This window comes from Piscirickettsia salmonis LF-89 = ATCC VR-1361 (assembly GCF_000297215.2).
In the GTDB taxonomy this organism is placed as follows: domain Bacteria; phylum Pseudomonadota; class Gammaproteobacteria; order Piscirickettsiales; family Piscirickettsiaceae; genus Piscirickettsia; species Piscirickettsia salmonis.
The window spans coordinates 5,460-12,566 of sequence record NZ_AMFF02000034.1 but is presented as its reverse complement, the minus strand read 5'-3'; the positions used below and the strand labels follow the sequence as shown (position 1 = coordinate 12,566).

The 7,107-nt window shown below is 37.5% G+C and carries 9 protein-coding genes; 4 read left to right on the top strand and 5 right to left on the bottom strand.

What is annotated here, in order from left to right; all coding sequences use genetic code 11:
* A partial coding sequence (locus C200_RS04400; RefSeq protein WP_033923683.1) for a tyrosine-type recombinase/integrase occupies positions 1-463 on the top strand: 463 nt, incomplete at its 5' end.
* 65 nt (positions 464-528) lie between these two features.
* On the opposite strand, the gene C200_RS04395 is transcribed toward C200_RS04400, so the two are convergent.
* The 3 genes from C200_RS04395 to C200_RS04385 all read right to left on the bottom strand — a co-directional run bounded on the left by C200_RS04395 (position 529) and on the right by C200_RS04385 (position 3,634).
* Entirely contained in the window at positions 529-1,500 is a 972-nt protein-coding gene (locus C200_RS04395) for an IS701 family transposase (protein WP_032126374.1), read from the bottom strand.
* Positions 1,501-1,657: 157 nt separating this feature from the next.
* Positions 1,658-2,641 (bottom strand): ParB/RepB/Spo0J family partition protein, encoded by a 984-nt coding sequence (locus C200_RS04390; protein ID WP_016211499.1) that lies wholly within the window; start codon positions 2,639-2,641, stop codon positions 1,658-1,660.
* Positions 2,642-2,656: 15 nt separating this feature from the next.
* The gene (locus tag C200_RS04385; protein ID WP_016211501.1) at positions 2,657-3,634 is read right to left on the bottom strand and encodes an AAA family ATPase; all 978 of its coding nucleotides are present in this window, start codon (positions 3,632-3,634) and stop codon (positions 2,657-2,659) included.
* 208 nt (positions 3,635-3,842) lie between these two features.
* Here C200_RS04385 and C200_RS04380 point away from each other — a divergent pair, with 208 nt between their 5' ends.
* From C200_RS04380 to C200_RS04370, 3 genes are all read left to right on the top strand, one after another.
* On the top strand, positions 3,843-4,925 hold the full coding sequence (locus C200_RS04380; RefSeq protein ID WP_016211497.1) for a hypothetical protein: 1,083 nt from the start codon (positions 3,843-3,845) through the stop codon (positions 4,923-4,925).
* A 98-nt stretch (positions 4,926-5,023) separates the two neighbouring features.
* Complete coding sequence (locus C200_RS04375) at positions 5,024-5,254, top strand: hypothetical protein (protein WP_016211495.1); 231 nt, start codon at positions 5,024-5,026, stop codon at positions 5,252-5,254.
* Positions 5,255-5,519: 265 nt separating this feature from the next.
* A complete protein-coding gene (locus C200_RS04370) occupies positions 5,520-6,338 on the top strand; it encodes an RING finger protein (RefSeq protein ID WP_152498677.1) in 819 nt (272 codons plus the stop codon).
* A gap of 55 nt (positions 6,339-6,393) precedes the next feature.
* Here C200_RS04370 and lysC read toward each other — a convergent pair whose 3' ends face one another.
* Both lysC and C200_RS04365 read right to left on the bottom strand, forming a co-directional pair.
* Positions 6,394-6,588, bottom strand: coding sequence for an Rz1-like lysis system protein LysC (gene lysC / locus C200_RS16860; protein ID WP_418312531.1), 195 nt, complete (start codon positions 6,586-6,588; stop codon positions 6,394-6,396).
* Positions 6,500-6,928, bottom strand: coding sequence for a hypothetical protein (locus C200_RS04365; protein ID WP_016211500.1), 429 nt, complete (start codon positions 6,926-6,928; stop codon positions 6,500-6,502). Before C200_RS04365 ends, lysC begins: the two co-directional genes overlap by 89 nt.
* Positions 6,929-7,107: the final 179 nt, after the last annotated feature.

Sequence of the window (7,107 nt, the reverse complement as noted above, 5' to 3'; positions counted from 1 at the left end):
AAGAGCAAAAGAAATTGCAGCACTCACCTGGGAGATGCTACTGACTCCTGAAAGTGAACTTTGTGAAGCGATCCATCTACGCAACACAGCCAGCAAAGGCAAGCAAGGGGGGCGAGTCATCCCACTCAACAAACAATTAAAACAGGTCCTATCCCAGCTATTAGACGAGTCAAAGCCAAAGCATGGACAAAGGCCAGTAATTCTCTCGCGTCGCAATTCGCACTTTCCGGCCCAAACGGTGGTTAACTGGTTTGCCGAACTCTACAAAAATTTAGGCTTTGAAGGCTGTAGTAGCCATAGTGGTCGCCGTACCTTTGTTACCCGTGCAGCTAAGAATATCATCAAAGCTGGTGGTTCCCTTCGTGATGTTCAACAACTCGCGGGACATACAACACTACAAACCACTCAGCGCTATATAGAAGGTGATAGTGAGGCTAAAAAGAGAATTGTGGATTTAATTTAAGCAGTAGATTCCAGGTACTCACAGTGTGAGCAGTAGATTCCAGCACGACTTTCGCACTTTGATTTTTAGGTCGCTGCTAATATCTTTTGTATAGAACAGCTAATCCCCACTTTTATCACATCCCAATCTTGCTGGTACAAACTAATTTTTTCATTGAGCTTACGTTTATACTTATCAACCCACGCGGCAATTGATAAGCTAATATGGTTTCTCTGCGCTCGGCCAGTACGAGCCTGACAGCGCTCAATACCACACGTTTGCTTTAATTCTCGGTGATAAACTTCAATTGACCAACGTGCCTTGACAATGACTTCAACTTGATCACGAGATGGCTCTTCAATATTCGTTCCAATGTAATCCGTGCGACCATTTTTTGCTACAAACCGAAATACAGTGATCCAGCCATAACCACGTAAGTGCAACTTTAGCCCTTCATCAGGAAAGTCAAGCATTTCAAGTGTTTCGTTACGATTAACTTTGCGATTTTTTTTAAGTCCTGCCACCCAATTCCAATGAAGATCACGGGCTGCTTTTAAATTATTCAAGCTAGAATACCATGCATCAAATACAACAGCGGATGGAGTCATACCTCGGTTTTTACCTAACTTTAGCATGTCTCGAAAATGATCATTCTTAGTCTTGCCATCGGTATCTTTGTCATATACACGATAATCAATTGGTATAGAATGTTGACGCTCCAAACCATACCAAACTAAATTAACGAGTCCTATACCTGCAATGACATCATGAGCATTCCCTGAATATTGGTGGTGAACTAAGTCTATTTGTTTACTTCTATGCTTATCTAAAACTGTATCATCAACGACAAGTAAGCAAGGCTCTTCTGTATTAATTAGATCTTTTACAATATGCCAGATGTCTCTAGGGCGGTACTGCTGTGACTGAAGCCATCTGCTCACACTGTCATGAGAAAGAGGTTTCGGAGAAACTTCTGATAGAGCCAGCCCTGAATAACGTACGCTACTTGCCTGGAGAAATGCTTTATAAATCTCTTTTGTACATTTATGCCTAGACATCCTTGCCTCACTTAGCAACTTCATCAATGTTTTATTTTAAAGCATTAAAACTCAAAGTGCGAAACTCGTGTCCAGGTACTCACAGTGTGAGCAGTAGATTCCAGGTACTCACAGTGTGAGCAGTAGATTCCAGGTACTCACAGTGTGAGCAGAGCTCTTAAATTAACTTTTCAGAAAGGTGTGAATAAATCAATTTCTCTAACTCGTCCATATTGATTTGAGAATATATTGATTTTGATATTTTTATATCCCCACCATTAATACTGAATGCTTTTTTATTATTAATAAAAATCTCTTTTTTATTATTCGATACTTCAGGGTTAGACAATAATCTATCTATAGTTTTTTCTAGTGATTTTGCTCCCATACCCTCTTTTATTTTTGGAGCAATAGATATTAAAGCCTTTATATGTTCCTCACCTTTATCACAATACTGCTTTATTAATTTGGCCGAACGAGGTGATACCCTAGAAGTATCTCCAACAGCTTTCCAAACTCTATCATCTACATGCATAAAAGATAAAAGGTTACTAAAAGATGAGCTTGAATATCCAAGTTTTGCAGCTAGTTCATTTTGAGAAATAACATTATTTTTAAGGGCTAAATAATATTGTCTTGCTTCAGAGTGAGGGCATATATCTTTTTTTCTGTTTTCTGATTTTTGTACTACCAGAGCCTCAGCATCTGTTAGCTCCCTAACCTCTGCTAATAAATTAATTCTAAATAAAGAGCAGGCTCTCCACCTTCTTTCTCCAGCAATAACTTCATACTTTTCTTTTTGATTTTCACTCTTCTTTAATAGCCGTAATATACACGGTTGAACTTGCCCATTCTTTTCAATATCCTCAGCAAGCTCTTGCAAATCACCAAGCTCGAAGTTCTGTCTATCCGCATACAACCAATTAACACATTCTGCTGGATCAACATAAATCAAACTAGATTTTAAGTTGGTCTCTATACTTCCTAAAATATCAACTTTAGCTTTTAAAGAGTCTATTTCTTTATTTTTGTCATCTATAATCTCTTTGTAATCAGATACACTATCTCTTTTTTGAAACGCTGCAATTTTTGCAGCTTCTAACATTTGTTCACGTTTTGATGAATTTTTTCTTTGCTTATTTTTTTTGGCGACTGTAGACATGATAAATACCCCTTATTAAGCCTTCACCATAATACTTTTTAAAATATGTTTTAATGCCTTGTCATAGTCTTTAGCCGCCTGGGAGCTTGGAGCATATTCCGTTATTGATTCGCAAATATAAGGGTTTTTACATTCTTTTACTTTTACGCTTTGAGATAACTCTAAAGTTAAAAACTGATCTTTAAACTGTTCTGCTACTGACTGTAAAATGGTTTTATCAAATGACCTTGTTGGTCGTGCAATATTATTACCAATTAATGCTCCAATTTTTAAATTAGTATTAATTCCTCTCATTTTTAGCTTATCAATCTGTTTCGTAATATCATGAAGTCCCCACGTATCATAATTATCAGGTGTATATGGAACAAGAATTAAATTTGCTGCAACTAGGCAAGCTTTATACAACGGGCCATCAGAGGGAAGAGAATCGATAAGTACATAATCATAGTTATCTTTAACTGAATCTATTGCCTCCTTAAGCAAGAAAATAATTTCAGTAGCATCTTCTATTTCTTGAACTTTGTGTAATTTTTCATACCCTGGAATAATATCTAAATTGTTTTTTACATTTAATGTTTTCCATGGTTTACCTTGATATATATCAGCAACAGTTGACTCAATGTCATCAAAATCTTGAACGAAACTACTTGTTAAATGCCTTTGAGGGTCATGGTCAACTAATAAAACTTTATAGCCTTTATCTGCCAACATCTTTCCAAAGTGAAAAGTAATAGTTGTTTTTCCTACTCCTCCTTTGTGATTAATTAACCCCCAAACCTTACTCCCTGAATTTTTAAATAATTCTTTTTGCTCTTCTTCCCAATAATTCATTAAACGCAATGCTTGCTCAGGAACTTCTCTAAAATCCTTATGCTCTCTACCTAATGCCCATTTAGTAATATGGCTCGCAGAGTAACCAGTAATTTCTGCAATATCTTTTTGTCTTAAATTATGGCGTTTTCTAAACTCTAAAAATTGTTCATTAGCTTGCATTTATTACACTCCGTATTCTTAGAATCTGATAGGTTTATGGTGATAATAGTTTAGATTCCAGGATTCTGCAACACTAAGGAAAAAATAATTTGAATTATTTCTTTTCTGCAAATATACTCTTCACTAAAGACGTTTAGATAATAAAAAACCGCCTTGAAGCTGGTACCTTCTTAGCGGTTACGTGTACATAACATACAAGGACATTATAATGCATTTACAAGATACGTGCATCAGTAAAATTCGACAACCGAAAGAAAGAGTAACCGTAGTTTATCCATGGATGACTGCCATCTGCAAACAAAACCCATGCGCTTCAGCAATCTTAGCGCTGTCTACATTTCGCCATAACGAATATGGCTGGAGTGAGCACTACCTTAGTCGTGAAGACTTAAAAGAAGCGCTCTTTCATCAATTCACACTGTATCAAATTGGTAAGTCTCTAAAACAGTTATTTGCTGATAAAGTTTTCACACACATTAAACGTAAGTGCTACGACCGTACCACTGTGTTTAGTTTAAACACTAAAGCGATTAGTGCTTTTCTTGCCAGCTATACAACACAATACCCGATTAAAGAAAAGCAAAAAGCGAAAGAGTATAAAAGTACTGAAAGCCTTGAAAACACTCAAGCTGCGAATTCGCAAAATGGAAGAGTCCAAATCGACTTTTCAATAAAGGAAGCACAGAAAGATAAAGAAGAGATTAATAACCCTGTACTTAATTTTGAACAATGTGCATCACAAGGGGATATTGTTATTGAGCTTGAATTTATTTTGACTCAATTACGAGAAGAAAAAAGAAAACACAATGACCAACTTTTAAACACTATTGATTTAACTGACTGGGCAAAAAAAGAACAGGAGCTGAGGAGCGCACTTCTAGAAACACAAGAGGCGCTTGATGAAGCAAAGGCGATGAATAGTGAGATTACCACTGACAAGCCGTGTAACACTCAAAGTGTTACGCCTAACTTGAGTAATGATTTAAGTAATGATTTAGCTGTGCTTGAAGATGTCCCTGTCGATATGGCTGTAGCGCATGGACCTGTGACAAACCAGCTAAGCCAAAATTTTTATAAGCAGCAAAAAAACTCAGCTGGGCGAGAAGTGACGAATAAACACATACAGAGGTTGAAACACTTTTCTAAAAAATTTGGTAATAGTCTTGATGAAATGCTGTGGTTTTTGAAAAATGCGTATACCGAAAAAGGCTACACCATTGACAAAGTGATGGGGATTTTAAGTGCAATAGCGCCAACATTTACCCGGCCGAATGGGATGGCTAGTTTTTGATGTATGGCTTAAAACATATTTATTGAATTAGGTTTAATTTTTATCTTTGTTCTGCAAAGATAGTGAACTTTGTAATATTAGAGTGATTTAGTGAATTAATGGGACTAAAAAAAACAACACACAGGAAAAAATCAGGTAAAACGACAGGATACCTGTATACATTCGATTTAATCTGCCCAGAAAGAACACTTTGTGTTGAATTTGAAGTGATGCACTCAAATATCTTAAAAGCTAAAGAAGCAGTTGAGGAGGCATTTGATGAGTGGGTGGGAGAGCAAGAGGATGGGGCGACAGGGTATGACTATAGTTATAGGACGATCAGGGGATAGTTTTATACACCATAGGTTAAGGCGGTTTAGTTATAGAGTAGTTGTTTAATCCCTTACTTTGGTGACGGAGATCGATTTTCTTAAGCATAAATTATCAGATGTATGAAAAATGAAGGCAATTCATATATTTTTACATATATCTTTCGATATGTTTTATACATTTTTATGTCGAAAATAGGACATTCATATAATGAAATTGCATTAGGATAAAAAAATGCCAAGAGAACGTAAACAAAACAGGGGTCACCATCCAGAAGTTTTAGGTGTGGAACCAGAATCTGCATCTGCTGAAAATCTAGAGTTAAGTGGGGCAGGTGCTTTTTCTAGTCATTTAACAGATCAAGAGGCAGAACCAGGCGTTGACCTTCCAATGGATCTAGGTTCGGAGTCAGAAGATGACTTCCTAATGGGTTTAACTTCGGAGCAAGACTCTACACTCACTAGAGATTTAGCGGTAAGTCGACGAAATAGTTTTTCTGACTTTCCTGAACAAACGACAGAAGAAAGGTTGCGTTTTCTTGAAGCTTTTGTAGCAAGTAACCCAGAGTTATCACTACTAAATATTGATCTTGACGATTTAGAAATAGGAGGAGGAGGAGCTTTTGTTGACCTTCCTATTGATCTTCCTCAAACAACGTCTGCAACTGATGAAGTTTTAAAGCGTTTTTCTAGTTTCGGACCTAAGTCTTTTCCTATTCCTTCAGAGCTTGCTCAGAATTTACCTGCTGATGTATATCGAGAGTTTGAGCAAAAATTTAACAAACTTATTACAGGACCAATCAGTCAACATCCAGTAGAAGAGCCGGTTACTATTGATGGTGAGGTGTACCCTTATGAAGCAAAAGAATTATTAAAAAGTTTGAGACGCGATGAAAGGAGCCCTATGACGAGGATTCCTGTTACAAAAAAGACTGTCTTGGTAAATGGTTATAGTTCTGAATTACAAGAGCAGATTGGGGGGCTTGTTGCTGAATATAAGGGGAAGCTGGAAAGGAAGCCTAGGCTTTTATTCCACGATGGCGAGCTGTCGGTACAAGCAAAGAATCCTGACTTTCACCTAAGTCAGGATATAAGCCCTCCTTAGTGCAACAATAAAGTTGCTTGCACAGGGAGCGCCTTTTTGACTTAGAGTCAGTCAGTTATGGTTGAATTTTTTCTAAATGATAAAACTCCCGCAAATGATTAATTTGTGTATTGCATTGCTCTAATGATTGGTAATTTTCCACGCCCCAGGTGAGTGCGGCTTTATTGGTTTGTCCTTGGATTTTGGTTGTTTTGCAGTGATTGAGCAGACTGTAGGGCGGACTTGCATTGATGTGACTGTGCGTGATCAACGAGTTCGGCTTGGCACAGCTTAATAAAAATGGCGTTAGGAATATCAGTAGCAGACCAGTTTTTACTGGCATGCAGCGATTCAAGTAAGGCGTGATCCACATCATCATGTTCCTCATCGGTGGCAGCAACTTCAGTAAAATAGCGTTGTTGAATCTGTTTAAGGCGCTGCTGTTCTAAATGGAAGGTTTCAGTGTTGTGTTTCCAATTCGTTTGAGCGATTTCATGCTTGAGCTCATACTGGGCACTTTGCCTCATTTCATAGCGCCAAACAAAAATAATGACAATGACCAAGACACCACCGACGCCATAGGCCCAAAAACTTTTGATCACGCTATACATCATGCACCTTGTTTGATGAGTGTTATTAGTTCAATCGGGGTAAGGTTCTCACGTTCGCGCTTAGGTAATACAATACTCTGAAAATCAGCCATATTGTGAAATTGTGATAATTCGACTAAAAATTACTCCCAGTATTCGAAGTGCAGGTGCCAATAATCGATTAAAGCAGCTAAAAATAG